Below are 25,210 nucleotides of genomic sequence, written 5' to 3'. Positions count from 1 at the left end.
GACGGATGTTCTCGCTCCGCCCATGGCTTGGCCTTCTGGCAATGCCCATGGTGTGTCCGGAAAGCACCGTGTTGAAGGCGTCAGCATGCTGAGGCCGATCTCTCCAGGCCGCAGATGTCACAGGTCGAGCCCGCGCGCTGGAGGGCGAGGCTGATGGCGTCTTCGATCTTCGCGCGGCTCTCGCCCGAGACCTCGCCCTCCCACTTGATCCAGAGCAGGCCCAGTTTGGTGCCGATGCGGACGAACTTGAAGGTCTCATTGTGCGCCAATGCGGCTTCAATTCTCCGGCAAAGCTGGTCGAGAACATCGCGCCACCCTGCGTTGCAGGATGGATAGCCGAACGACGCTTGAGGCTTGGACTGGACGATCGCGAACAGCTTCGGATGAGCCTGCATGAGATCGATGCGCCAATTCGCTGTGACAGTTGTCTCAGGCCTCCTCGTTTCTCGAACGGCCGGGTCTTCGTCAGCGAAACGGTCGGCCAGGCGATCGTAGCGCCGCGCCACAATCCGGTAGCCGTCCGCCATCGAGACACGGACAAGGTGGACGTTCTCCCGGCCAGACGGGGTTGGAATCAGCTCGCCTTGGACGTGGGCGGCGCAACGGATCATGTAGCCACTGCCGACAAAGCAAAGCTGCCCCTCCGCGCCGCACGACTCGCAGGTGCAGGTGGAGCGTGCCTTGGCAAGCGCAATCGCCTCGTACAGCCTGGCGGCGGTCTGCGGCGTCACGTCCCCGCGCCAGTAGACCCGCAGGCTGCCGGATTTCTTGTCGATCTGGATGATCCGGATCGTCTCGCCCGGCTGCAGCGCCGCTTGCATGCGCGCGCAGACGCGCTCCAGCAAATCGCGCCAGCCGTCGGCGACGTCCGGCAAGGTCCGCGCTGGCGGCGGATCGCCCGCCGGGTGAAATAAATCCGGATAGGCCAGCACGAGCTCCCTCCGCCAATCCCTCTCGTCACGCGCCATCACAATCCCTCGCTACCGCCGCGACCGGGAACGAACCATAAACAAACATACATGTCAACGTTCATCTGTATCCATATGAATATAGGATATGTCCATATCCAACAAGTTACCTATGGCCATTTGGCTGAGCCCGGCCTACATTCGGCCTGGCTTCAAGGATTCGACTACCGGCGAATCCTTGCCCCTGATCACCCACGGAGAGCCCATGGCCGAGCAAGGAAAATCCGCAAAAGCAGGCAAGACGGCGGTCCCGCAGCCAAGACGCAACTTCTTCGCAACCCTCGACGCCGAGCTGATCAAATCGATCAAGCGCGTCGCGCTTGAGGACGACACCAGCGCCTCGGAGATTCTTGAGGAAGCTGCGAGAGACTGGCTCGAGCGGCGTAAGAAGGCGCCCAAGCGCTAGCCTTGCTGGTGGGTCGGCAGCGAGGGCGCGATCGGCTTGTGCGACTTGGAGCGCACCCTCGCAACGAGTTCGATCCCCTCGTGCGTCCTTTGCGCAGCATACATCCGCGCCATGCTCCGCATGCTTCCGCACGGTGCGCCTTCGATCAGCCTTGCGACCTCCTCGAGGGCGGACCGGACCGCGAGGTACTCCGCCGCCCGAAAGGCGTCGGCCGACATCGACCGCCACCAGCTGAGCGGCGAGATCTCGACGAGCGCACGGATGATCGGCGATGAGGCATCAAGCATGCGACCGTCACGGCCCGCGCGCGGATGCGTCGTCGCCCCGCCGGACGGCTCGGTGCTCCTGATCGGCGCGCCGCCTTCACCATGATGGCAGGGAAGACGGGCCTCGCCATCTTGCCGGGGCTGGTGCCCCGGCATCGTCGTGGAATTGGACATCTGGCCGCTCCCCCTACTCCGCGCGCGCGATCGGCCAGGGAGTGCGCGGGCGCACCCACTTGGTGCCGGAGACATGCGCTCCCGCAACGAACTTGGCCGCGACCGCGGCAGAAAAGAAGTGCCAGTCGACCTGAAAGCGCAGGCGATCCTTGATGCCGGCGATCGGCACCACGACACCCATGGCGAGGAGATCTGCGCGGAGCTTTTTGATGTTCTTCCTGAGGCTCGGGGTCACTCGACGTTGCGCACCTCTGAGCCGGACCGGACCACGAACCCCTCTTGGTCGTGGTGGCCGCGCGCCCAGATACCGCAATAATCGAATTCGAGCTCGCCTTCGGGCGGCGGCGCAATCGGCAAGCCGATCTCGACGATCTCGTTCACATCCTGGTTGTCATCGGATTCGACTTCCGCGGGCAGCTCGCCCACAACGTTGGCGTTGAAGATCCGGCAACCGGCATCGAACAGCAGGCAACGGCCATCGGCCACCAGCCGCTCCATCGCTGCGGCCTGTTCGACCAGGCAAGGAAGCCCCCGCGGCTCAACGGTGTTGGCCAAGGTGACCAGACCCACCTGTTTGGCGAGTTCGTTCAGACGGTGTGCAAGGCGGAGCCGCGCCGACCATGGCAGTGTATGCGGCTCCTGCGCGTGGAGCAGGTAGGCCTCCGCGCCAAAGACGTTGGAGGAGTCCGCGGCATGCTCGGCGACGCACCTGACCGCCCGGTTGCTCTCCCCGATATAGGCTTCGTCTCGCCCGACAATGACGTAGCACGCGGACCACAGATTGCAGGTCGCCGCCAGGCTCCTGGCCATCGCCAGGGGAAAGGCGGTGACGACGAGCCGGCCGGCCGGATCGTGGATCTGGCGATAGCCTTCGACGCCACCGAACGGGCGATAGATCGTGTGGGTGCAGGGCTGCACCATCGGGATGGTCTCGTTGGGAAATTTCATGGATCGATCTCTCTGTCCTCTGGGAGATCGCGAGGTCGACTTCGGACCGGCTGACGCACCACGGGACGTCCTGCCAGACATCGCAGGGCGCAGGCGTCATTGCAGCTTGCGTGACATGATCCGCAGAGATCGCGGCCGCCAGGATTGGCGTCCCCGACCCACGGGATTGCCAACGCAAGGCAACGGACCGGGACCGATTCATGCGACGCCGGCGCGCCGCATGACGTCGGGCCTCGCGATCCGTGCCAAGCTGATGGTGATGGTAAAGGTAATGGCGAGGAGGGAGATGCCGCCCACCATGGGCCCGAGATCGGGCATGAATGAGCCGCCGCTCCCATCGGACAGCGCACATTGCATCGGAGAGGACGGAAGAAGGATCGCCGAATCGGCGATATAGTGGCGCTTAGCCATGGCTGACTCCGTGATAGTCGGTTGTGGTTAGGCTGCCGGCGGTGTTGGAAGCACCGGCGGCGGCCGCCTCGCAGGGATCCGCGAGGTGAGCTGCAATATGCGCTTGTTCTCGGAATATTCCAGCCGAACAGAGCGCTCGTTCAATACGTATGGTTAACGACAGCCCCTTGAGGCAGGCTGGTGTTGCATGCCGAGCATGAGCTGATGCACGAGCGCAAGACCGCAGTGTCGGCGCGTCAGGGACGCGGCGCCTGGTAGTCGGGCTCCTCCGTCTCGACCGCCTGACCGACGGCGGGAATTTCGGCAGGCCACTGCGGGATCGGCTGGGGACGCCTCGTCGGCTGCTGAAGCTTCGCGTTCCCAGGCGAAACGGCGCCCTCACGCCGAAGCCCGGACGATTGCCGCGTCTTCCGACGCAGGAATTCGTCAAGCTCTTCGTGAGTTTGCCGCTGCCGCCTGAAACCGACCTCGAGTGCAAGCGCATCGCGCGCCGACCTGCTTGGATCGGGTGCGACCTTCCAGGAATCGTCCTGCGGGAGCATTTCGAGGCCTTCGAAGGGTTGGGACGACGAACCGGCGGTTCGCCGCGCATCGGCACCAGCGGCCCCGCGTGGGCTGTCGTTGCCCGACGTCGCCATGGGCGCAACCGCTGAAGCCAGGCCGGCGACCTCGTTCGGCCGGAGCGGAGCGGTGCTCGGCGCCCTCAGGTCTGCCGGCGATCGAGGAGGGTTGGAGGTCACGCCCACTCTGGGCGGCCGGCGAGCCTCACTGCGATCTCCAGACGTTCGAGCGATCGCCTTGGACGAGAAAGCAGCGGTTCGCCTCACATCATCCCAACCGGCGGCCACGCGCTTCTCACTGTCCGACGTTGCGATCGGCGCAACGACGGATGCCGGCTCGGCGACATTGCTCCACCCGGCCGGGGCGGTGTTCGGCACCACCAGGTTTGCCGGCGATTGAGGATCGCAGCCCACATTCACCTGCAGAGCAGCATCGAGCACCTCCGCCGGCTGCGCGGCAACCTTGTTCGCCTCAGAGTTCGCGAAGAACCCTGCAGCGATCCCGAGCGGATCGTGGTGCGCAATGTCGTCCTTCATCTCGCTATAGTACGCCCGCGCAATGCGATCACGGGCTTCGGCCGAGGGAGCTCGATTGATCATGAACACGCCCTCGGCGGCGCCAGCGATCGCGATCAGATCGGCAAGGCGTGCACCTCCCTCGACCACCAGGCCTGGCCATTCGAGCCGGCGCGCAAACCGCGCGACGATTGCAGCATCTTCCGAGCTGCCGATGTCTGCGATCGTGAAGGCCCGACCGTCGAAGGCAACAGCCGTCCCGCTCAGCGCCAACGCCGGCGAGCCCGATGCCAGCTCCAGCTCATAACCGGCCTCCTGCGCGGCATCCGCAAACCGCCTCAGGATTTCGGCAGCCTCCTCATCATCGTCACGGTAATACACGGCTGCGTTCGTTATCCTTACACTCGCAACCACCGGCCCCGGGGCATGCTTCGCTGCCATGCGATCTCCCTTCGGCTGGCGGCTCGCCTTCAACTGCTCGATCGCCTCGACATGCCTACCTTCACTGTACATGCTCCACAGCACCCGCGTCAGCCGCAGCTCCGGAGCGCCAGCTCCTCTCACATCATTGCGGCGCGGATCGACGTAGGCTTCTACGCCGAGGATCGCACAGCCCAACGTCAGCCTCGCCGCGACAAGGGCCCGTATGTGCCTGCAGCCGTCGCGCCGGAACAGCGTGTTCCAAGGTCGCACCTTCAGACCGAAACCGCCCTGCTTCAGCTCACGTTGCGAGAGCCAGGCGTGAGCGTGCGGATTGGGCTCACCGTCGCTCGCGTCCACGCACTCGATATCGAGCCGCACCGCCATCCCGAGTTCGACGAACGGCAACAGCGCAAACGCCGCAAGCGGCAGCAGCAGCTCACGGGCGACCCCGCGCGGTAACGCAAAATCGAGAACTCTGCCTTCTTGTGCGTTCCGCCGCGTCTCCCTGGAAATGACGGCTTTGGAGAAATTCTCCCACTCGGCGAGCTCCGCTGGCGCCCCCATCGGCAGCAACACGCAGCCTCCGACACGGTAAGGCGCATAGCACCGGTAGTCGACGTGCCCGAAACGATCGTCTGCGGTCGAGCAAGTCTGGTAAGCGAACCGCGCCGCAGCGGTATTACCCTTGCTGGGTTGAATGACGCGGGTGTGGATGGAGCAATGCGACACGTTGTCTCCAAACGTATAATGGACGACGCGCCAACATCGCATCCGCACCTGCAAGTCGGAAATTGCACCCAATTCCCGCTGAGGGCCGCCCTGTTCATCGGCCGCGCGCAATCCAGGCCATATCCATAGCAATCCGTCTCCGCAGAGGCGCTTTCACAAATAGATTGGAAAGGCTCGCTGACGAGCTGAACAGATCTCCGCGCCATCATGGCCGGCCGTCGGAGCAAAGCTCGCGTGCCCGAAGGCATACACATAAGGTCGCGGCCGAAGACGCCCGGCCCAACCCGTCGTGACCTCAAGTTGCATCACCAGGTGAGCAAGACACGCCGCTCAGGCTGCGGGCAGCCGGTGGGTCAATGGCATGCGCACGCGCACACTGTTCTGACGCAGGTCTTTCGCGATGCGCTCCCGAAAGCTCTTCATGAAGAGCCGATCATGTGCCCCCGGGCTAGCCCCGAGGTACTTCTGCAGCGCCATCTTCGTGGCGATGCCGATCTCGTTCGCAAGCATGTTGGATATCGCGGCAGCACCCTCGGACACCGACTCGTCGGGGTTGCCCGCCTTGCTCTTTGCCCGCCGAATGCATTCCTTCACGAACTCGACCGTCAGCCGTTCGCCACGGCGGGCCCGCGCCAGGATGTCGACACAGGTGGCCTCGTCAACCGACGGCGCGGCGAGATCCAGCGCAGCGCTGAGCGGCACGTGATACACATCCTCTCCGTAGCGCTCGTATAGAGCCGCAAGATTCATGTAGAGCTGGGCCGTGCGCGGCTCGAAGCCCGCTTCCAGACGGCACCACTTCAGGAACACCCGACCTGGCAGGCCGGTCTTTGCCTCGGTCAGCGATCTGCCTATTTCCACGGCCGTCCGCGTCAGCAGTCTCACACCCAGGCGGATCACGCCAGCAAGCTCACGCAGCTCCTCCGCCTTGTCCGGCTCAACCTGATCGTAGTTGAACTGCTCCGCGCTCGTCACGATGAGTACTCCTGATGACATCTCTCGTCGCAAACCTCGCTTCAATAATGACAGAGCCCTTTCGAATTTGTCAACAATATCAAAATGATGGCACCTTGCGACAGCCTCAGTGGAGCGCATCGCGCCGAATGCGAAAAATTTTCGCATTCCCTGCCTCGGACAAGGAGCGTGCAGCGGAATCGACTGATCGAAGGAAAGAGTTGCGCGAGGACTGCAGGGACGGCCGCGCCTGCTTGATCGGCCTTACTTGTTGAGGAGGGCCGAACATTCAGACTTGATGGCGACATCCGTCAGCCGATTAACCATCGATTCAAGATGGTCCCGGAAGTCAATCCACCAGGCAGCCTGGCTGTGCGTAACTACATCATCAATTGCAGCCAGGCGCACGGCGAGTACGGTGGTAGCGGCCTGCTCGATGGCCTCGGGGGATACGTCAGCCCCCCGCACTTTGTCAAAACTGAACAGAACCTGCGTTGGTAGTTCGCGCTTAACGATATACAGCCACTTCTCACGAATACGGCTGGCCCATTCGATCTGCTTCTTGCTGCCAATCAGCTTGGTCGCGGCGGCCGCCTCTTTGGTTCGCTGAACCGAATTGGAGACCATGCAATCTCGCTTTGCCTTATGCGCAGTGAGGCAGGCCTCGCACAAAGTACGTCTGGCAGTGCGGATCCTGATCTCCATTAGAGTATCATGCTGAGACTTGACGCGCATTGCAGAGTGCCCACACGCGTGCGTGACCTGCATCTGGGGAGTATTGGCAACCATATCCTTCAGTTCCTGTTAAGAGGACGCCTGGTTGAGCGTCCGGATCTACATCAGATCGCATCTTGATGAAGATGAGCTTTTCAACGTCGCGCCTCTAGAGTGCGGATCGGCAGTCCTCGCGCAGCGCATTGGCTCGTTGGCCTCACCCTCAACGTGCGAACCACCTCTTTCGACACGGCTGTTTCACCGCTCGGCGCGGGAGTCCTCCAGCGTCTGCAGCTCGTCCAAATCATGTCCATCCAGCGCCCCAGTCGGCTCAGCGCACGTTCGCACGGATCAGTGTGCTCACAATCCAGAAGTGACGCGAGGCACTTGCGGTGCGACGCCTTGATCAGTTGCAGGCTGAAAGGAGCATCGCTCAACAGCTTGAGACTGCTGGTCGAGCAGGCGAGACGCTGAACTAACTCCTCGACCGCTTCGTCACCCGGTGCGTGAGCCGTTCGAGGCCCGCGCCGAGCCTCGTCGGCGCGGGGGAAACTAAGGCCTTGTGGGCCGCCTCCATCATGGTAGCGATCCAGCTTGCGATGCGCCCCTGCGCTACAGATGCCGTCTTCAACCGACGCGCAGCCAAGGCTTGCAGGCGCGCGCCAGCTTCAAGAGAAACTGCGCATCGGTTTTCGCTTGAGCGGCCGCTGCAAGATCGAGCGTGGCTACCGGCAATCCGGTCGCGGGCGCCTTCGGTGCGATCGCCATTTTCCCCTTCGTTCTGCGGGGGTTTCGGTTGTTCCCAAGTTGCCACACCTGGTGATGGTCGCCCATACGGGCGCGAGGCACGAGTTCAGCAATCGAATCCATCACCACTGCGTGACACGCCCGCCAAAGGCGTCGCCGGCGCCGCTGGCGCGGCAATTCCGCCTCGCCGGGACGTCCATCCAGCATTACCGAGAGCCGCTGCCCAACCACCAAGTGATCATTGAGTGACACCCAGATCGTCAGCATGGACCCGATCACGTCTTGCCGCACGCAATCCGAATTTGGATCGTCAATCAACACATTGATGATCCCGGTCACAAGCTTTTGCACCGCGGCCTTCGGCCGCAACGTATAATGGACGACGCGGACGCACCAGCATCGCTTGCTCCTGCAAGACGAAATTGCACCCATTGCCGTTGAGGACCACCCTATTCATCCCTCAGGGCTCCAAGGGCGACCTACGCGCCTCCGGCCTGCGTTCTCGCGGCCGCGAGTTGAGTTTTCAACACGCGCCAGATCCCATGGTAAGCTTTTGAGTCAAAAGCTCGAATTCCGATCGCACCGTATAATGCCGGCATTATACCCGCATAATGCCGGCACGATCGGACCTTGAATGACAACCGAATTGGCACCGGGGGACACCCCGCGCGACCTACTGATTTTCAATCCGCGCATCCGCGACCCAGGCAAGCTGGCTCTCAATCACGGCCTGGCGAAATCGAGCAATACTGGACGCCATCCCGAATTACAGAGAGAGCCAATTCGAGAACGTCGCGAGCAGACGCCAACTGCCGGCGCAGACCATGTGTCGTCGTCTCGACAGATGCGCGTGGCAATTGGCTTTCAAAACGATCGATGCCAGGCGGCAGGCTATACCTCTCTAGCGCCTGGCATGCGCATCGCGCTCAAGCTGCCGGCTGGAGATTGTAATCAGGATCGAGCGACGACCGTGATCATGACGGCCTCAAATAATTCGTTCCCTACAGAAAAAATCCCCGTGCTAAATGCTGCCGGCGAACACGCCACGTGAACAGCCTGCGTGCGAGGCGCGAATACGGACTGGGCATTTCGCTCCGGATCAGAACGAGCCAGCCCGAACATAGCACGCTCTGACGTGGGCACCCGCCCGCACTATACTGTGCGACGCCCGCCTCTTAAATCAAGACAAGCGCCTACCGGCTACCCAACTAGTACCCACTTTTCTTGGAACGTGAGTCGTGATTCAAGGTCGGGATGATACCCGAAGCAAGAGAAGTCCACCTTTCGAGGAAAGATCGCAAGGTGCTTGAGGCGTGCTGTCGCTCACCGGTGACGTTGCAGCGCGATTTGAAGCGGGCGCGGATAGTTCTGTTGGCGGCGGATGGGCGCAGCACCCGGTCGATCGCCAAGGAAGTTGGGGTCCAGCCGCGGATTGTCAGCCTTTGGCGGCATCGCTATGCCGACCATGGCCTTGAAGGGCTGCAAGACAAGCCGCGGCCTGGCAAGCAGCCGATCTATACGAAGACGACCGACAAGCGGATTCTGAAGCTGCTGGATAAGCCGCCACCGCAAGGGTTTGCGCGCTGGACCGGCCCCCTGCTGGCCGAGGCGCTGGGCGATGTCGATGTCCAATATGTCTGGCGGTTCCTGCGCAGCCACAAGATTGACCTGGTGGCTCGCAAGTCCTGGTGCGAGAGCAACGACCCGAACTTTACGGCCAAAGCCGCCGATGTTGTCGGCCTCTATGTCGCGCCGCCGGCGAAGGCCATTGTGCTGTGCGTGGACGAGAAGCCCTCGATCCAGGCTTTGGAGCGAGCGCAGGGTTATCTGAAGTTGCCCAATGGCCGCGCCTTGACCGGCCAAAGCCACGATTACAAGCGGCATGGCACCACAACATTGTTTGCGGCGCTCGAAGTCGCCACCGGAAAGATCATCGCGACCCATTCAAAACGCCGGCGCCGCGTCGAGTTTCTCGATTTCATGAACAGCGTCACCGCGGCTTTTCCGAACCGCAAGCTTCACGTCATCCTCGACAACCTCAACACCCATAAAAAGAACGAGGACTGGCTCAAGGCCCACCCCAACGTGCAATTTCATTTCACGCCGACAAGTGCGTCATGGCTCAATCAGGTCGAAGTATGGTTTTCCATCTTGCAGGGGCAGTCGCTCAGCGGCACCTCCTTCACGAGCCTCAAGCAGCTTCAGGAACACATCGATGCCTACGTCAACGCATACAACGACAGAGCCGAGCCCTTCGTCTGGACCAAGAAAAAGGTCCGTCAACGCCGTTTCAAAGGCCGCCGTATCACTCAGCTCTGATTCCGGGTACTAGTACTATCATAAAGAAATCTGACGATACTCCATTGGGATTTGATCTCACCAACTGTCCTGATTAGCGCCACCACCGCCGGCTCTTCGCCTGTATCGATGATCCGCAAAGGGCAGTGAATCGTGAAATGCTGCCCATCAGATCGGAGTCCCCTACAGCACCGGCTCGAGCCTTGGAAGGATAGCTCCGCCTCTCATCTCGGAAGTGTGCTCCCAGTTCGCGAGCGTCCCAGATTTTCCGGCGTGGTTAACCATTTGCATTGAGATGTTGTTGTTCGAGCTAATCTCGTTGGCTACTTAGGTGCCCGATTGTGGAACCCCTTATGTGAGGCGTGGGGGAGTTGAAGTGCGATAACGTAGTGCTTTCTGTGCAATCGCATGTGTTGACCGAGCGTCTCTCCGGAGGCGCTTTTGCTGCTTTCGTCTAATGCATCGCAACGCTGCCTTCTGCCAGCGCGAATAATAGGGTCAGGCGCGCATCGACCGTGATCCCGCATCCGCCACTTCGCTCGTTAGAATTTCGCCGCAAAGGGCAGTGAATCGTAAAATGCTGCCCATCAGATCGGAGTTCCTAGGAGCACCCAGCTTGAGCCTTGGAAGAGCCCCGCCTCTCATCTCGGAACTGTGCTCCGCGTTCATGGGCATCTCGAGACTTTCCTGCGTTGTTAACCATTAGCATTTAGATGTTGTTGTTCGAGCTAATCCCGTGTGCCACCTGGCAATTCGACTGAAGAATCCCTTATGCCACGTGAGGCGTGGGGGAAGTTGAAAGTGCGATAGCGTAGTGCTTTCTGTGCAATCGGATTGAAATGGACCCGCGGAGCGGGACCGGTTGAACCGGTTTGTTAGTTGGAAACGGATCGCTCCTGATCCCTTTCTATCACGCAGCCAGAGACTCTCTCTGCTGGAATTGCTGTGGGCATGTGGTCAACGCGTCAGCGTTGTCCACCATGTCCACAGCCTGCGCGGCCTGCATCCGTTCGCGCCAGACCGCCATCGGCGTGCGATAGCCGAGGGACTGATGAAGGCGACGATCGTTGTAGAAGGCGATCCAGCTCGCGATCCCTGCCTTGGCCTCGCGGCCGTCGGCATAGCCCTTGAGATAGATGTCCTCATGCTTGAGCGACCGCCACAGCCGCTCGATGAAGACATTGTCCATCCAACGACCGCGGCCATCCATGGAGATCTTGATCCCTGCGCCCACCAACGCGCCGGTGAAGGCCACGCTGGTGAACTGGCTGCCCTGGTCGGTGTTGAAAATCTCCGGCGTGCCGTACGTCGCCAGCGCCTCTTCCAGAGCCGCCACGCAGAACGAGACGTCCATCGTATTCGACAACCGCCACGCCAGAACCGCACGGCTCGCCCAGTCGATGATGGCGACGAGATAGAGAAAGCCGCGGCCGATGGGCAGATACGTGATGTCGGCCGCCCACACCTGGTTCGGCCGGTCGATCGTCATGTTGCGCAGCAGATAGGGATAGATCTTGTGGCCCGGCGCCGGCTTTGTCGTGTTCGGCTTCGGTCCCAGCGCCGCGATGCCCATCTTGCGCATCAACCGCTGCACGCGCTTGCGATTGACCTGAAGCCCCTCAGCCTTCAGCATCGCGGTCATTCGCCGCGAGCCCAGGAATGGCCAGGCGGTGAACAGCTCGTCGATCCGCTGCATCAGGGCAAGGTCGTTGTCGTTGGCCGGCTGTGGCGGCCGGTAGACCCCAGAACGGGCGATGCCAAGCAACATGCATTGCCGGCGGATCGACAGCGCCTGGTCGGCGCGATCGAGCATTCCTCGACGGTCCGGCGTGCTCATCTTCCGGACCTCCGCGCTAAAAAATCGCGCTCGACTGTCAGTTGTCCAATCTTGGCGTGCAGCTTCTCGATCTCGCGTTCGCGCGTTTCCTCGCTCTCGCGCCCGACACCCGCGTCAAAAGCCCGGGCCGCCTGGTCCAGCAGCTGCTTCTTCCAGGCATAGATCTGGTTCGGGTGAACCTCATAGCGCTGGGCCAGATCGGCCACCGTCGCCTGCTCCCGCACCGCTTCCAGCGCGATCTTTGCCTTCAACGCCGCGTCGATCTTCCGTCGTGTCTTCTTCGTCATCATGCCCTCCGTCTATCAAACGGAGCGGCCCTTTTCCAACTTAGCCTCTGGTCCCAAAACCGGGGTCCATTTCAGATGTCCTAACCCCGGAATGGGGTGGCAAAAGAGCGTCTCTCCGGAGGCGCTCTTTCTTGCTTTCCAGCCGGAAAGGCGGGCGAGCGCATCGCAAAGGCCCGTTTTGTCCGTTCAAGTAAGTCGTGTCGGGCACGCCTCCACTGCCCTCTAGCATCGTCACGGCCGCGCTTCGACTGCTTCGCCTGATCGTTCGAGGCGCGAATCTCGCTGGCGTCAGGCATCAGTGGCGCACACAACATCCTCTTCGGCTGGCGGCTTCCCTTAGAAGCGGATCCGGATCTCTGAGCCCCCGAGCCTCCTTCAGCTTTATCGTCTGCTCGCCGACTTGTTGACCAGCCGCTTTTGTTCGACCGGAAAATCCCATGTTTAGCTAGCGCCAATGGATAAGATGCGCTTTCCTGACGCTGCCAGCCGAGACGGAGGCTGCAGCACGGCATCTATCTTCCCGGCCAACTCGGCTTGCGCTTCTCGCTGAAGGCCTTCAGGCCCTCCTTGGCGTCCTCGGTCATCGCCAGCAGTGCGATCTGGCTCTCGGTGTAGGCGATGCTTTCGTCGAACGACATCGAGGCAATCGCACGCATGGCGTATTTGCCTCGGCGGATCGCGGTCGGGGATTTGTCGACGATACGGCCGATCAGCCAGTCGACCTTGGCATCGAGCTCGGCCGTCGGCACGACGTAGTTGAGCAGGCCGGCGTCCTTCGCCGCCTTCGCATCGAACGGCTCGCCTGTGAGTGCCCATTCATTGACGAGGCGCCGCGATGCGATCTCCTGCAACAGGCTCAGCACCTGCATCGGAAACACGCCGACCTTCACCTCCGGCAGGCCGAAGATGACGTGATCGGCCGCCACAGCCATATCGGTCATGCACAGCAAGCCAATGCCGCCAGCCATGCAGACGCCGCCGACCCGCGCGATCGCGGGCTTGGTCGCGTTCTGCGACAGGCGCAACAGATCGGCGTAGTCGACATTCGGCCTGGAGAAATCCATCGCAAAGGCCGCACCGGAATTCTGCAAGTCCGCGCCAGCGCAGAACGCCTTGTCGCCCGCGCCCGTCAGCACGATGACGCGGACGTCCTTGTCGTCATGCGCATCGCGATAGCCTTTGGTGATGCCGGCGATGACGTCGCCGTTCAGCGCGTTGCGCTTCTCCGGCCGGTTGATGGTGATCCAGAACGCCTGCCCGCGCTTCTCGGTGACGACGGCTGTGGTGTCGGTCATGGCACGCTCGCTTCCTTGCTCCCGTTTTGCTGCCATTTGCGGCAGGTCGGGCGAGAGGTGCAAGCGCAAACTGCGGCGCAGCGCCGCTTTAGCGCCTCGACACAAATTGCAAGGCAATCGCCATGCGCGCTCAGGTGGCCGCTTTCCTGATCCAGACCTTGTTGTCGTGGAATGCAGCGCCAACGATCGGGGCGATGGTGTCCGCACCGGTCAGCGTGTTGATGCCGCGACCGCCGATATGATTCTTGTTCGGATGCACGGATTCCGCGATCAGGACTCCCCGCCGCACGCCCTCGAACAGCACCGCATTCAGCGTGGTCTCGCCGCGGGTGTTGCCGAGCGTCACGGCGTCGCCGTCGACGATATCGAGGGGGGCTGCGTCCAGCGGGTGGATCATCACGCTCGCTTTGCCCTCGCGCGCCTGTGAGGACGGCGTCTCGTTGAACGTGGTGTTGAGGAAGCTGCGCGAGGGGCTGGTCGCAAGCCGGAACGGATGGGCCTGGTCGGCATGCTCGATCACCGCCCAATGGTCGGGCAGTGACGGCATCTGGTCGACATCGCCCATCGTCTGGCCGAACGGCGGATGCGCCCAGTCCGCCCTGAAATGGAATTTGCCGTCGGCATGGCCAAAGCCGTCGAGGAAATGCGCGGTGCGGAAATCCGGTTGCAGATTGCGCCAGATGTCGGCTTCGAGGCCGGCGATGTCGCCGTGGTTGCTGAGCTTCAGCGTTGCGTCGATCAGTTCGCGCGGCGTCATCTCGAAGCCCTGATGCCTGGCGCCAAGCCGCGGTGCCAGCGCCTGCAACACCTGGTGGTTTGAGCGGCATTCGTCGGGCGGGTCGATCAGCTTGGGTCCAACCGAGATGTGTTGATGGCCGCCGCCGTAATAGAGGTCGTCGTGCTCCATGAACATGGTCGCCGGCAGCACGATGTCGGCCATCAGCGCTGTCTCGGTCATGAACTGCTCGTGCACCGCGACGAACAGATCCTCGCGCGCAAAGCCTTGGGCTACCAGCGCCTGCTCCGGCGCCACCGTCATCGGATTGGTGTTCTGGATCAGCATCGCCTTGACCGGTCCCTTGCCGAGCAGGGCCTCGGCGTCGCCGGTGAGGATGCGGCCGATCTTCGACTGGTCGAGCGCACGCGTGGTCCGGTCGATCGCGTCGTGGCCCTCGATGATGGCCTCGTTGAAGTGCCACAGCGCGTAATTGTTGAAGAAGGCGCCGCCGCCCTCATACTGCCAGGCCCCGGTCACTGCGGGGATGCAATTCGCCGCATGCATCTGCGTGGCGCCATTGCGGCTGCGCGTAAAGCCGTAGCCATAGCGGAAGAAGGTGCGTTTGGTCTCGCCGACGGCCTTCGCAAAAGCCTCGATCTCGGCGACCGGGACGCCGCAGATGGCGGAGGCCCATTCCGGCGTGCGCGCCTTCAGATGCGCCTCGAGCTCGGCAGGGCAATCGGTGTACTTGTCCATGTAGGTGCGGTCGGCATAGCCGTCGCGGAACAGGACGTGCATGACGCCGCAGGCGAAGGCGCCGTCGGTGCCGGGACGCAGGATGATCTTGATATCAGCCTGCTTCATGGTCTCGTTATCGTAGATGTCGACGGCTGCAATCTTGGCGCCGCGCTCCTTGCGCGCCCGCGCGGCATGCGTCATCACGTTGACCTGGGTGTTGACCGGATTGGTGCCCCAGATCACGACGAGGTCGGAGAGCGCCATCTCGCGCGGATCGACGCCGGCGATCTTGCCGGTGCCGATCGCATATCCAATCCGCGCGACATTGGCGCAGATCGTCTGATAGAAGCGCGAATATTTCTTCACATGCGTGAGGCGATTGAGACCGTCGCGCATCACCAGCCCCATCGTGCCGGCGTAGTAGTAGGGCCAGACCGATTCCGCGCCGAACTCGCGCTCGGCCTGGTTGAACCGATGTCCGATCTCGTCCAGCGCCTCGTCCCAGGAGATGCGCGCGAACTGCCCGGAGCCCTTCGGCCCGGTGCGGCGCATCGGATACATCACCCGTTCGGGGTGATGGATACGCTCGGCATAGCGGGCGACCTTGGCGCAGACGACGCCGGCCGTATAGGTCTGCTTCTTCGAACCGCGGACGCGGCCGATGCTGCGGCCTTCGACCACCTCGACATCGAGGGCGCAGGCTGAGGGGCAATCGTGCGGACAGGTCGAATGGCGGATTTCGATCTTGGCGTGCTGGTTCATGTCCCAGTTCGTAACACCAAAATACCGGCCGGCCGAGAGCATTTATCCGGCAACGCCCATGCGATTTGCTCAAACCGCACGCGCGGCCGGTTCCTGCCGAAAGCACGAAATCCGGCCCGGCCACACCGAAAGCCGCCCGATATTCCCGGCGCGATCGACGTTGTGAGGCGTCGACAGTCCGCGTTCCCTGCCGCTACAGTGCGCCCAACAAGAACGATATCAGGGAGGTGGGCGTGACGGCCCGACAATTCATGCTGGCGCTGGCCGCCGGCCTGCTCGGCGTAGTCGCCGCAGCTCCCTCATTGGCGCAGGATTATCCCACGCACGCGGTCAGAATCGTCGTGCCCTTCGGCGCCGGCGGGCCGGCCGACGTCGCGGCCCGGCTGATCGGCAACGCGCTCCAGGAGAGTTTTGGCCAGCCCTTCGTGGTCGAGAACCGCACCGGCGCGGGGGGCGTCATCGGCACCGTCGAGGCGGCGAAGTCGCCGGCCGACGGCTACACGCTGTTGATGATGTCCAACACCCAGACCGCGAATGAATCGCTGCTGACGCCGGAACAACGCAAATACGAGCTGATGCGCGACCTCGCGCCGATCGCGCCGGTGAATTATTCCGATCTCGTCATCGTGGTGAACCCGCAGGTTCCAGCCAAGACGCTGCAAGAGTTCATCACGCTCGCCAAATCGCAACCGGGGAAGTTGAACTACGCCTCCTCCGGCCAGGGCACGCCCTATCACATGGCCGGCGAGCTGTTCAAAGCGATGGCGGGCATCAACGTCGTCCACGTGCCCTACCGCAACAGCGGCGAGGCGCGCAGCGGCGTGATCGGCGGGCAGGTGCAGATGATGATCGACGCCGTGCCGGCGATGGCGCCGAACATCGCCGAGAACCAGGTCCGCGCACTCGCCACCACCGGCAAGCAGCGTTCAACGGTGCTGCCGAACGTGCCGACCGCTGGCGAGGCCGGCACAGCAGGCTATGAGGCCACGATCTGGCTGGGCCTGATGGCGCCGGCCAGCACGCCGAAGCCAGTCATCGACAAGCTCAACGCCGCCGTGAACGCAATGGTGAAACGTCCGGACATCGTCAAGCTCTGGACCGCGCAAGGCGCCGTTCCCATGTCGATGACGCCGGAGGATTTCGACAAGTTCCTGCGCGGCGACATCGAGAAATGGGCCGATGTCGTCAAGAAGTTCGACAAGTCCTGAGGCCGTAGAACGACCATGCCGATTCAATTCCAGCTCAACGGCACGGCGACGGCTGTGGACGCTGATCCAGATCAGAGGCTGCTCGATGTTCTGCGCGACCAGCTCGGCGTTACCGGTCCGCATTTTGGCTGTGGTGCCAATGAGTGCGGGGCCTGTTACGTCATGGTGGACGGCCGCGCGATGGCCTCCTGCGACATGCCGATGTGGTCGGTTGCCGGCAAAGACGTCGTCACGATCGAAGGTCTCGGCACGGCTGAGCAGCCACACGCCTTGCAACGCGCCCTCATCTCCGAACAGGCGATGCAATGCGGCTATTGTGTTTCGGGAATCCTGATCAGTGCGGCGGCCCTGCTGAAGCGCAATCCGTCGCCGACGGAGGCCGAGGTCAGAACGGCGCTTGACCGCAACCTGTGCCGCTGCGGATCGCATAACCGCATGGTCCGCGCCGTGCTGCGCGCGGCCTCGGAGATGGCCAACCCATGACGCCCCCTGCGCCGAAACTGCCGGTCAGCCTCGTGACCAATCCAAGACTGTCGTCCTGGGTGCGGTTCACCGGCGACGGCCGCGTCGCGATCTCGCCCGGCAAGGTCGAGATCGGCCAGGGCATCGTCACGGCGCTGGCCCAGATCGCCGCGGACGAGCTCGACGTCGATATCGGCCGCATCGAAATGATCCGCGCCTCGACCGCAACCAGCCCGAACGAAGGCGTCACCTCGGGCAGCCTTTCGATCCAGCAATCCGGCCGCGCGCTGCGACATGTTTGCGCCGAAGTGCGCCAGCGCTTCCTCGCCGCGGCGTCGGAACGCCTCGGCGTCGATGCCTCGCGGCTCGATGTCGATGACGGCACGATCTCGGGTCCCGGCAATGTCAGGACCAGCTATTGGGAGCTGGCGGGCGACGTCTCGCTCGACCAGGATGCCACTGCTGGCGCGACTGCGAAGACCGCCGTAATGCGTGCCGTGGCAGGGCATTCGATCCAGCGCGTGGACATTCCCGACAAGGTGTTCGCACGGCCGCGCTTCATCCACGACCATGCGCTGCCGGAGCTGTTGCACGGCCGCGTGCTACGGCCGGACATCTCGGGCGCCAAATTGACCGCGCTCGACGAAACAGCCGTGCGCACCGTTCCGGGCCTCGTCGCGATCGCTCGCGACGGCAGTTTCGCCGGCGTGGTCGCCGACAGCGAGGTGGCGGCGGAAGCCGCGCTGAATGCCCTGCGCAAGGGCGCGACATGGTCGGCCGGCGAGCCGCTGCCCGACGAAAACGATCTGGCGGGCTTCCTGAAGAGCCAACCGGTCGAGACGACCACCATCGACACCAGATCGGCCGCGTCGCCACAGAAGGCCGCGCGCACTCTCCGCCGGCAATACACCCGCCCCTATATCGCGCATGCCTCGATCGCGCCGTCCTGTGCGATGGCGCGGTGGGAGGGCGATCGTGTCCACGTCTGGACCCACAGCCAGGGCGTCTATCTGCTGCGCGCCGATCTCGCGATCGTGCTCAGGCTGCCGGCAGAAGACATCGTCGTCGAGCACATGGAGGGCGCCGGCTGCTACGGGCACAATGCGGCCGACGAGGTCGCGCTCGATGCCGTGCTGCTGGCGAAAGCGGTCGACGGCCGTCCGATCCGGGTGCAGTGGTCGCGCCACGACGAGATGTCCCACGCGCCATTCGGCGCGGCCATGGCCATCGAGATCGAGGCCGATCTCGATGCGGACAACGAGATCGTCGGCTGGCGCCATGCGATCTGGAGCAACGGCCACGCGGCGCGGCCGGGACGGGCGGCACAGCCGGCGCTGCTTGCGGCAACCGAGATCGCAAAACCCTATCCGCGCATGATCTCGACGAACCCGCCGGCGGCCAATGGCGGCGGCGGCGACCGCAATTCCGTTCCGCTCTATGACCTCCCGGCCTGGACGATCACGAGCCACCGCCTGCTGACCATGCCGCTGCGCACCTCGGCGCTGCGGACCCTGGGCGGGCAAGGCAACGTGTTCGCGATCGAATCCCTGCTCGACGAGATCGCCGCCCTGCGCGGCGAAGATCCGGTCGCGTTTCGTCTGCGCCATCTGCGCGATGAGCGCGCGAAGGACGTCATTCGCGCCGCAGCCCGACGCGCGCAGTGGAAGCCGCAGAAGCGAACCGGTATCGGCCACGGCGTCGGTTTTGCCCGCTACAAGAACACGGGCGCCTATTGCGCCGCGATTGCCGAGATCGAAGGCACCGACGATATCCGCGTGAGGCGGCTGACGCTGGCGGTCGATGTCGGCGAAGCCATCAACCCCGACGGCGTGATCAACCAGATCGAAGGCGGCGCGATCCAGGCGACGAGCTGGGTGTTGAAGGAGCGCGTCCGCTTCGACCGGATACGCATCACATCGACATTTGGACCGACTATCCGATCCTGACCTTCAGCGAGGTGCCGGCGGTGGATGTCGAGATCATCCAGCGGCCGGAGATCGAGCCGGTCGGCGCCGGCGAAGCCGCACACGGCCCGGTGACGGCGGCGATCGCGAACGCGGTCCACGATTGCCTCGGCGTGCGCGTGCGCGACCTGCCGATCACGCGCGACAAGATCATCGCAGCCATGGAGCTTGCATCGTGACGACAGTGAATATTCTGAGCGGCGGCGCGGCGCAAGGGCTGGTGCGCGGCCTCAGCGAGGCCTTCAAGACGCAGACCGGGTTCGGCATCGACGGCGAGTTCGGCGCGGTCGGCATCATGGCCGACAAGCTGCGTGCGAGCACGCCGGCCGATCTCGTCATATTAACGCAGGCGTTGCTCGCGAAACTTGCCGAGGAGAAGCTCGTCGTCCCCTCCTCGATCGCAGATGTCGGCAGCGTTGAAACCGCGCTGGCGGTCCGCAACCGCGATCCCAAGGTGGCCGTGAAGACTGAAGCCGACCTGCGCGAGGTCCTGCGTGCCGCAGACGCCATCTATGTGCCCGACACCAGGGCTTCGACCGCGGGCCAGCACGTCGCAAAGGTCCTGGATCAACTCGGCATCGCCTACGAGGTCGCATCGCGTCTCAAGATATTCCCGAACGGCGCGACCGCGATGCGGGAGCTTGCGACATCCACCGCGCAAAGGCCGCTCGGTTGCACCCAGGCGACCGAGATCATCGCGACCGACGGCATTGCGCTATCGGGATCGCTGCCGCCGGGCTGCGAACTGGTGACGACGTACACGGCCGGCGTGACCACGCGCGCCGCACACCCGAAGGAAGCCGCCGCGCTGATCGCTTTGCTGACCGGCGCGGACCGAAAGGAGCTGCGCCAGCGCGCGGGCTTTGCCGGCTAGGGCGCGTACTCATAAACTTGCGCTGCACTTCGTATGAGGTCCGCTCTGCCTCTGATAGCGGCGCGTTGGCGCACCTCACCTCAGGTCCGAGATGGGCCAAGAGCAGCCATTGGCATAGTCTGCAAGCCAAATTTGTCCAGCGGGTCGTCGCAGCCGAATGCCCGCGCTTTGACGTAGATCAAATCAGACTTAGCCATTAGTAGTAATTTAGTTTTCGCATGGCGCGCATAGTTTAACGCGGCACGGTGTTCAAGCGTCTGTGTCAAACCAATAGGCGGCCTGCTGGGAAACGACGCTTTTCGAAGGGCGGAGAATTTCGATGACGGTCCGCCAGTTACTCAATGAAAAAGGGCATGATGTTTTTACAATTGGCCCGGACAACACCGTCCTTGAGGCCATACAAAAGATGGCTGACCAGAATGCTGGTTCTTTAGTTGTAATCGAGGACGGAAACCCCATTGGCATCATTACCGAACGACATTACGCACGGAACGTGTTTTTGAAAGGACGTGCATCCCCTACAACTCGTGTCCGTGACATTATGGAGGCGAAGGTTTTATACGCTCACCTTGATCAAACTGTGGAAGAATGCATGGCCGTTATGACTGAGAAGAGAGTTCGCCACCTTCCCGTTATTGATCAGGGCAAATTGATCGGAATTGTATCGATTGGAGATTTGGTAAAAAACATAATCAGTAAACAAGAATTCGTCATTGACCAGTTGGTACAATTTATTCACCGCTAATGCGGATCGGCTATCGCGCCGATCGCGCTTCTGATGTTTTCCGCTTTTGGTGATGGTTAATCGCGAAGAAATCGCCTTGTTTCCTGCAATCGAAGTTGAGTGTAGCCCTGCTCGGGCGGGGCTTCATAGAGTCCGCTCAGGGTCAAAATGCGAAGAACTCGGAGTGAGCAAGGTCAGTCCGCTCTACCCCTCCAAGCGGACCTCGATGAAAGGTGTCGCCACTTCGCGAACGGGCCAAAGGCGACCTTTCAAAGCGCGAAGTTCACTATGTCAGTCAGGTAGTGTCCAAGAACTGCAGGCCAAAGTGCCCCGGATCGGCGGTACAACGTCATCAACAAGCCACCTTCACCACAGCCTCGCCAATATTCCCGAAGCCCGTCCACCAGTGATAGGCTCCAAACAAAAAAGATGTTGCGAGAACCAAGGCAAAGCCGTCATCCAAATAGCTCTGGAGCAGATGACGCGCACAGCGGCGGAATACGATCTCCTCACTTAAGGCGACTAGTACCCGGAATCAGAGCTGAGTGATACGGCGGCCTTTGAAACGGCGTTGACGGACCTTTTTCTTGGTCCAGACGAAGGGCTCGGCTCTGTCGTTGTATGCGTTGACGTAGGCATCGATGTGTTCCTGAAGCTGCTTGAGGCTCGTGAAGGAGGTGCCGCTGAGCGACTGCCCCTGCAAGATGGAAAACCATACTTCGACCTGATTGAGCCATGACGCACTTGTCGGCGTGAAATGAAATTGCACGTTGGGGTGGGCCTTGAGCCAGTCCTCGTTCTTTTTATGGGTGTTGAGGTTGTCGAGGATGACGTGAAGCTTGCGGTTCGGAAAAGCCGCGGTGACGCTGTTCATGAAATCGAGAAACTCGACGCGGCGCCGGCGTTTTGAATGGGTCGCGATGATCTTTCCGGTGGCGACTTCGAGCGCCGCAAACAATGTTGTGGTGCCATGCCGCTTGTAATCGTGGCTTTGGCCGGTCAAGGCGCGGCCATTGGGCAACTTCAGATAACCCTGCGCTCGCTCCAAAGCCTGGATCGAGGGCTTCTCGTCCACGCACAGCACAATGGCCTTCGCCGGCGGCGCGACATAGAGGCCGACAACATCGGCGGCTTTGGCCGTAAAGTTCGGGTCGTTGCTCTCGCACCAGGACTTGCGAGCCACCAGGTCAATCTTGTGGCTGCGCAGGAACCGCCAGACATATTGGACATCGACATCGCCCAGCGCCTCGGCCAGCAGGGGGCCGGTCCAGCGCGCAAACCCTTGCGGTGGCGGCTTATCCAGCAGCTTCAGAATCCGCTTGTCGGTCGTCTTCGTATAGATCGGCTGCTTGCCAGGCCGCGGCTTGTCTTGCAGCCCTTCAAGGCCATGGTCGGCATAGCGACGCCGCCAAAGGCTGACAATCCGCGGCTGGACCCCAACTTCCTTGGCGATCGACCGGGTGCTGCGCCCATCCGCCGCCAACAGAACTATCCGCGCCCGCTTCAAATCGCGCTGCAACGTCACCGGTGAGCGACAGCACGCCTCAAGCACCTTGCGATCTTTCCTCGAAAGGTGGACCTCTCTTGCTTCGGGTATCATCCCGACCTTGAATCACGACTCACGTTCCAAGAAAAGTGGGTACTAGCCCAAGACCAAAAACGATATCGACGACAAGTAGCCAGCCTTGCACTTCAGGATATGCCCCGAGCACTGTAGCAGGTAGGAGACCATTAATGGTTCGTCGGATCCACCCACCCAAATAGTGGTCCGCGAGGACAATGCCGACAATCCAGACGGTCACTTCCCATAGCGCTATTCGAAGTGGTTCAAATCGGAAGGCTACCGTCCGCGCAGCAGGTATAGCGCTCAGAACTGCCAAAGCCCCAAGGCGGCCTGCGTAATCCCAAACGATCCATGCGGCCGGATCGAATTGTTGCAGTCTTACAATTTGCGCCACAACCATTGGGAAAAGGGCCGCCGCGAACCAAAGAGGCGTGGGTATCGAGCGAGCCATCATCATGTATCTTTAGCGCGGCTGATACATTCACCGCAATGCGGCCTAGCGAACGCGGGCACGTCCGCTCTTGGTCACAAGCCGCCGATCACGCTCAAGGTGGCAGACTTCCGCTTTGCGTTGGTAAGCCGACTTTATGAGTATACGCCCTAGTCACCTGAATCTAAAGTTCGCCACATAATGTCTGCTGGGCTTTGTGGCAGAAGCGTTTGACGGACGCCAAAATCTGGTCTGCGGACTTGGTCCATTTGAAGGGCTTCGGGTGTCTGTTGTGCAAATCGATGAAGGTACGGATGTCGGCCTCGAGTTGCCTGACGGAGGTGTGAACACCTCGCTGGATCTGCTTTCTGGTGAGCTCAGCGAACCAGCGCTCGACCTGGTTGATCCATGACGCGGAAGTCGGCGTGAAATGGACATGATAGTGCGGCCGGCGGGCGAGCCACGCTTTGATCTTGGGTGTTTTGTGAGTGGCGTAGTTGTCCATGACGATATGGACATCGATCCCTTCAGGGACTTGAGCGTCGATCTCTTTGAGGAACTTCAAGAACTCGATTGCCCGGTGGCGTTTGTAACATTTGCCGATGACGAATCCCGAGGCGACATCGAGCGCGGCAAACAGCGAGGTCGTACCATGCCGCACATAGCTGTGCGTGCGCCGTTCCGGTACGCCCGGCATCATCGGAAGGACCGGCTGCTCGCGATCCAGGGCCTGGATCTGGCTTTTCTCATCGACACTGAGGACAAGGGCTCGGTTCGGTGGGGACAGGTAAAGGCCGACGATGTCGCGTACCTTGTCGACGAACAGCGGATCGCTCGATAGCTTGAATGTCTGGCCACGGTGCGGCTGCAAGCCGAACGCCGCCCACATTCGGCGGATCGTGGTGTGGGAAAAGCCGGTTTCCGCAGCCATCGAGCGGATCGACCAATGCGTGGCATCGGCTGGCGTCGTCCGCAACGTCCGCTCGATCACCTCAGCAACCTGATCGTCGTTGATGGTTCGAGGGCGGCCAGGGCGTGCCTCGTCAAGCAGGCCATCACAGCGGTCCTTCAAAAATCGGCGACGCCACTTGCCAATGGTGTGTTCGTGCAGGCCGAGTTCGGCAGCCACAGACTTGCTTGGCAATCCATCCGCGCATCGCAGGATCGCGCGGCATCGCTCAGATAGCGATCGGGCAACGCGATGACGACGAACTTGCCTCTCCAAGTACGCCCGCTCCTGCGGACTAAGCACCAACGGCGCGATCGGCCGGCCTCGCTCACCTGCATTAGCCACGAGCTCTCTCCTCTGTAGAGATTCGAGCTATCAACTAATGTGACGAACTTGCGTTCCAGATGACTAGACGCAGATCGTCGCCCTATTTGTGCAGCTGGGTGAGACCGGTCGGCGGCCCGTCGACGGCGGTCCAGCCGCCATCGACGAACAGCGTGCTGCCGCTGACATAGCTGGCGGCGTCCGAGGCGAGATAGGCCACCGCCGTTGCGACCTCGTCGGCGCTGCTCCAGCGGTTGAACACGGTGTGGCCGGCGTAGAGATTGTAGATGTCGGGCCGCTGCTTGAACGGGCCGGTCAGCGCGGTCTCGGCGATGCTCGGCGCGATGGCGTTGACGCGCACGCCGGCATGACCGACCTCGGAGGCAAAGCCCTTCACCAGAAGCCCGATCGCCGCCTTGGTCGAGCCGTAGACGCCAAGGCCCGGTTCGATGGTCACCGCGCGCACCGAGGAACAGGCGATGATGCTGCCGCCCTTCTGCTCGACCATGATGCGGCCGAAAGCCTGGAAGAACCAGACCGTGCCCTTGACATTGAGGTTAAGGACACGGTCGAGATCCTCCTCGGTGTAGTCGAGGATCGTCTTGCGGATGTTGAGCCCGGGCGTCGTCACGGCAATGTCGAGCCGCGGGAACTTCTGCATCACGCTCTTGGCGAGCGCGTTGACGTCCGCAGCGCTCGCGGCGTCGCAGCTAGCAGATTCCGCCCAGCCGCCCTTGTCGCGAATGCCCGCAGCGGTCGCCTCCGCTGCATCGAGCGCCCGATCGGCGCAGACGACACGGGCGCCGAGCGCGGCCAGTGCCTCGGCCGACGACTTGCCGATGCCCGAGGCGGCGCCGAGCACGACGGCCGTCTTGCCGGTGAGATCGAAGAGCTTGCGATAGTCGGTCACGGACAGATTCTCCCTGTTGCTGTGACGCAAACTACGCAAGCGCGGTGCGC

Annotated in this window: 23 protein-coding genes and 1 pseudogene; 8 read left to right on the top strand and 16 right to left on the bottom strand. The window is 62.1% G+C overall.

Features of this window, described 5'->3' with window-relative positions:
* Window positions 1-80: 80 nt before the first annotated feature.
* On the bottom strand, window positions 81-932 hold the full coding sequence (locus ACFLEY_RS13785) for a hypothetical protein (protein ID WP_179883768.1): 852 nt from the start codon (window positions 930-932) through the stop codon (window positions 81-83).
* A gap of 148 nt (window positions 933-1,080) precedes the next feature.
* On the opposite strand from ACFLEY_RS13785, the gene ACFLEY_RS13780 reads away from it, so the two are divergent.
* On the top strand, window positions 1,081-1,374 hold the full coding sequence (locus tag ACFLEY_RS13780) for a ribbon-helix-helix domain-containing protein (RefSeq protein WP_060908288.1): 294 nt from the start codon (window positions 1,081-1,083) through the stop codon (window positions 1,372-1,374).
* Here ACFLEY_RS13780 and ACFLEY_RS13775 read toward each other — a convergent pair.
* The 8 genes from ACFLEY_RS13775 to ACFLEY_RS13740 all read right to left on the bottom strand — a co-directional run bounded on the left by ACFLEY_RS13775 (window position 1,371) and on the right by ACFLEY_RS13740 (window position 8,167).
* Window positions 1,371-1,814 carry a hypothetical protein gene (locus tag ACFLEY_RS13775; protein ID WP_211434249.1) on the bottom strand — a complete coding sequence of 148 codons (444 nt, stop codon included), beginning with the start codon at window positions 1,812-1,814 and terminating at the stop codon, window positions 1,371-1,373. The two genes, ACFLEY_RS13780 and ACFLEY_RS13775, sit on opposite strands and share 4 nt — an antisense overlap.
* Window positions 1,815-1,827: 13 nt before the next feature.
* Complete coding sequence (locus tag ACFLEY_RS13770) at window positions 1,828-2,049, bottom strand: DUF4357 domain-containing protein (RefSeq protein ID WP_060908289.1); 222 nt, start codon at window positions 2,047-2,049, stop codon at window positions 1,828-1,830.
* A complete protein-coding gene (locus tag ACFLEY_RS13765) occupies window positions 2,046-2,762 on the bottom strand; it encodes a hypothetical protein (protein ID WP_060908290.1) in 717 nt (238 codons plus the stop codon). Before ACFLEY_RS13765 ends, ACFLEY_RS13770 begins: the two co-directional genes overlap by 4 nt.
* 198 nt (window positions 2,763-2,960) lie before the next feature.
* Window positions 2,961-3,173 (bottom strand): hypothetical protein, encoded by a 213-nt coding sequence (locus tag ACFLEY_RS13760; RefSeq protein WP_060908291.1) that lies wholly within the window; start codon window positions 3,171-3,173, stop codon window positions 2,961-2,963.
* Window positions 3,174-3,409: 236 nt separating this feature from the next.
* The gene (locus tag ACFLEY_RS13755) at window positions 3,410-5,512 is read right to left on the bottom strand and encodes a MobA/MobL family protein (RefSeq protein ID WP_129557351.1); all 2,103 of its coding nucleotides are present in this window, start codon (window positions 5,510-5,512) and stop codon (window positions 3,410-3,412) included.
* Between the two features lie 219 nt (window positions 5,513-5,731).
* Window positions 5,732-6,523, bottom strand: coding sequence for a DUF3102 domain-containing protein (locus ACFLEY_RS13750; protein ID WP_082755288.1), 792 nt, complete (start codon window positions 6,521-6,523; stop codon window positions 5,732-5,734).
* A 96-nt stretch (window positions 6,524-6,619) separates the two neighbouring features.
* A complete protein-coding gene (locus ACFLEY_RS13745) occupies window positions 6,620-6,982 on the bottom strand; it encodes a hypothetical protein (RefSeq protein WP_039185647.1) in 363 nt (120 codons plus the stop codon).
* A gap of 714 nt (window positions 6,983-7,696) precedes the next feature.
* A complete protein-coding gene (locus ACFLEY_RS13740; protein ID WP_129557352.1) occupies window positions 7,697-8,167 on the bottom strand; it encodes a hypothetical protein in 471 nt (156 codons plus the stop codon).
* A gap of 283 nt (window positions 8,168-8,450) precedes the next feature.
* Here ACFLEY_RS13740 and ACFLEY_RS13735 point away from each other — a divergent pair, with 283 nt between their 5' ends.
* Together ACFLEY_RS13735 and ACFLEY_RS13730 are read left to right on the top strand one after the other, a co-directional pair.
* Window positions 8,451-8,867: a hypothetical protein gene (locus tag ACFLEY_RS13735; protein ID WP_129557353.1), complete on the top strand. Its 417-nt coding sequence runs from the start codon at window positions 8,451-8,453 to the stop codon at window positions 8,865-8,867.
* 203 nt (window positions 8,868-9,070) lie between these two features.
* The gene (locus ACFLEY_RS13730; protein ID WP_026192128.1) at window positions 9,071-10,135 is read left to right on the top strand and encodes an IS630-like element ISRj1 family transposase; all 1,065 of its coding nucleotides are present in this window, start codon (window positions 9,071-9,073) and stop codon (window positions 10,133-10,135) included.
* An 889-nt stretch (window positions 10,136-11,024) separates the two neighbouring features.
* On the opposite strand, the gene ACFLEY_RS13725 is transcribed toward ACFLEY_RS13730, so the two are convergent.
* The 3 genes from ACFLEY_RS13725 to ACFLEY_RS13715 all read right to left on the bottom strand — a co-directional run bounded on the left by ACFLEY_RS13725 (window position 11,025) and on the right by ACFLEY_RS13715 (window position 15,751).
* Window positions 11,025-12,238 (bottom strand): IS3 family transposase gene (locus ACFLEY_RS13725; RefSeq protein ID WP_396604971.1). Its coding sequence is split into 2 segments (ribosomal slippage): window positions 11,025-11,962 and window positions 11,962-12,238, totalling 1,215 coding nucleotides; the frame shifts between segments, so codons are not numbered across the junction.
* Window positions 12,239-12,750: 512 nt separating this feature from the next.
* A complete protein-coding gene (locus ACFLEY_RS13720) occupies window positions 12,751-13,533 on the bottom strand; it encodes an enoyl-CoA hydratase/isomerase family protein (RefSeq protein ID WP_028173134.1) in 783 nt (260 codons plus the stop codon).
* Between the two features lie 130 nt (window positions 13,534-13,663).
* Window positions 13,664-15,751 carry a molybdopterin-dependent oxidoreductase gene (locus ACFLEY_RS13715; RefSeq protein WP_060912620.1) on the bottom strand — a complete coding sequence of 696 codons (2,088 nt, stop codon included), beginning with the start codon at window positions 15,749-15,751 and terminating at the stop codon, window positions 13,664-13,666.
* 251 nt (window positions 15,752-16,002) lie between these two features.
* Between ACFLEY_RS13715 and ACFLEY_RS13710 the strand changes: the two genes are divergently transcribed.
* The 5 genes and pseudogenes from ACFLEY_RS13710 (at window position 16,003) to ACFLEY_RS13690 (ending at window position 21,004) form a co-directional block, all read left to right on the top strand.
* Complete coding sequence (locus ACFLEY_RS13710) at window positions 16,003-16,959, top strand: tripartite tricarboxylate transporter substrate binding protein (protein ID WP_171901297.1); 957 nt, start codon at window positions 16,003-16,005, stop codon at window positions 16,957-16,959.
* A gap of 15 nt (window positions 16,960-16,974) precedes the next feature.
* A complete protein-coding gene (locus tag ACFLEY_RS13705; RefSeq protein WP_060908296.1) occupies window positions 16,975-17,442 on the top strand; it encodes a (2Fe-2S)-binding protein in 468 nt (155 codons plus the stop codon).
* Window positions 17,439-19,564: pseudogene (locus ACFLEY_RS13700) on the top strand (molybdopterin cofactor-binding domain-containing protein). The gene ACFLEY_RS13705 and the pseudogene ACFLEY_RS13700 overlap by 4 nt, the downstream one beginning before the upstream one ends.
* Entirely contained in the window at window positions 19,561-20,259 is a 699-nt protein-coding gene (locus ACFLEY_RS13695; RefSeq protein ID WP_060908297.1) for a substrate-binding domain-containing protein, read from the top strand. The pseudogene ACFLEY_RS13700 and the gene ACFLEY_RS13695 overlap by 4 nt, the downstream one beginning before the upstream one ends.
* A gap of 319 nt (window positions 20,260-20,578) precedes the next feature.
* Window positions 20,579-21,004 carry a CBS domain-containing protein gene (locus ACFLEY_RS13690; protein WP_060908298.1) on the top strand — a complete coding sequence of 142 codons (426 nt, stop codon included), beginning with the start codon at window positions 20,579-20,581 and terminating at the stop codon, window positions 21,002-21,004.
* 331 nt (window positions 21,005-21,335) lie between these two features.
* Here ACFLEY_RS13690 and ACFLEY_RS13685 read toward each other — a convergent pair whose 3' ends face one another.
* The 4 genes from ACFLEY_RS13685 to ACFLEY_RS13670 form a co-directional block, all read right to left on the bottom strand.
* A complete protein-coding gene (locus ACFLEY_RS13685) occupies window positions 21,336-21,461 on the bottom strand; it encodes a hypothetical protein (RefSeq protein ID WP_396604970.1) in 126 nt (41 codons plus the stop codon).
* Between the two features lie 57 nt (window positions 21,462-21,518).
* The gene (locus ACFLEY_RS13680; protein ID WP_060908299.1) at window positions 21,519-22,583 is read right to left on the bottom strand and encodes an IS630-like element ISRj1 family transposase; all 1,065 of its coding nucleotides are present in this window, start codon (window positions 22,581-22,583) and stop codon (window positions 21,519-21,521) included.
* A gap of 578 nt (window positions 22,584-23,161) precedes the next feature.
* Window positions 23,162-24,271 (bottom strand): IS630 family transposase, encoded by a 1,110-nt coding sequence (locus tag ACFLEY_RS13675; protein ID WP_060908300.1) that lies wholly within the window; start codon window positions 24,269-24,271, stop codon window positions 23,162-23,164.
* An 82-nt stretch (window positions 24,272-24,353) separates the two neighbouring features.
* Window positions 24,354-25,160 (bottom strand): SDR family NAD(P)-dependent oxidoreductase, encoded by an 807-nt coding sequence (locus ACFLEY_RS13670; RefSeq protein WP_060908301.1) that lies wholly within the window; start codon window positions 25,158-25,160, stop codon window positions 24,354-24,356.
* Window positions 25,161-25,210: the final 50 nt, after the last annotated feature.

It is taken from the genome of Bradyrhizobium sp. YCK136 (assembly GCF_044570075.1).
Taxonomy (GTDB): domain Bacteria; phylum Pseudomonadota; class Alphaproteobacteria; order Rhizobiales; family Xanthobacteraceae; genus Bradyrhizobium; species Bradyrhizobium diazoefficiens.
Note: the sequence above shows the minus strand (reverse complement) of the source record. Positions and strands in the feature narration are given on the sequence as shown.

Bases quoted from the DNA above. Each gene is read 5' to 3' on its own strand.
- ACFLEY_RS13775 (WP_211434249.1), bottom strand. From the start codon at position 1,814: ATGTCCAATTCCACGACGATGCCGGGGCACCAGCCCCGGCAAGATGGC.
- ACFLEY_RS13715 (WP_060912620.1), bottom strand. From the start codon at position 15,751: ATGAACCAGCACGCCAAGATCGAAATCCGCCATTCGACCTGTCCGCAC.
- ACFLEY_RS13745 (WP_039185647.1), bottom strand. From the start codon at position 6,982: ATGGTCTCCAATTCGGTTCAGCGAACCAAAGAGGCGGCCGCCGCGACC.
- ACFLEY_RS13735 (WP_129557353.1), top strand. From the start codon at position 8,451: ATGACAACCGAATTGGCACCGGGGGACACCCCGCGCGACCTACTGATT.
- ACFLEY_RS13760 (WP_060908291.1), bottom strand. From the start codon at position 3,173: ATGGCTAAGCGCCACTATATCGCCGATTCGGCGATCCTTCTTCCGTCC.
- ACFLEY_RS13730 (WP_026192128.1), top strand. From the start codon at position 9,071: ATGATACCCGAAGCAAGAGAAGTCCACCTTTCGAGGAAAGATCGCAAG.
- ACFLEY_RS13680 (WP_060908299.1), bottom strand. From the start codon at position 22,583: ATGATACCCGAAGCAAGAGAGGTCCACCTTTCGAGGAAAGATCGCAAG.
- ACFLEY_RS13720 (WP_028173134.1), bottom strand. From the start codon at position 13,533: ATGACCGACACCACAGCCGTCGTCACCGAGAAGCGCGGGCAGGCGTTC.
- ACFLEY_RS13710 (WP_171901297.1), top strand. From the start codon at position 16,003: ATGCTGGCGCTGGCCGCCGGCCTGCTCGGCGTAGTCGCCGCAGCTCCC.
- ACFLEY_RS13765 (WP_060908290.1), bottom strand. From the start codon at position 2,762: ATGAAATTTCCCAACGAGACCATCCCGATGGTGCAGCCCTGCACCCAC.
- ACFLEY_RS13780 (WP_060908288.1), top strand. From the start codon at position 1,081: ATGGCCATTTGGCTGAGCCCGGCCTACATTCGGCCTGGCTTCAAGGAT.
- ACFLEY_RS13705 (WP_060908296.1), top strand. From the start codon at position 16,975: ATGCCGATTCAATTCCAGCTCAACGGCACGGCGACGGCTGTGGACGCT.
- ACFLEY_RS13750 (WP_082755288.1), bottom strand. From the start codon at position 6,523: ATGCGAAAATTTTTCGCATTCGGCGCGATGCGCTCCACTGAGGCTGTC.
- ACFLEY_RS13690 (WP_060908298.1), top strand. From the start codon at position 20,579: ATGACGGTCCGCCAGTTACTCAATGAAAAAGGGCATGATGTTTTTACA.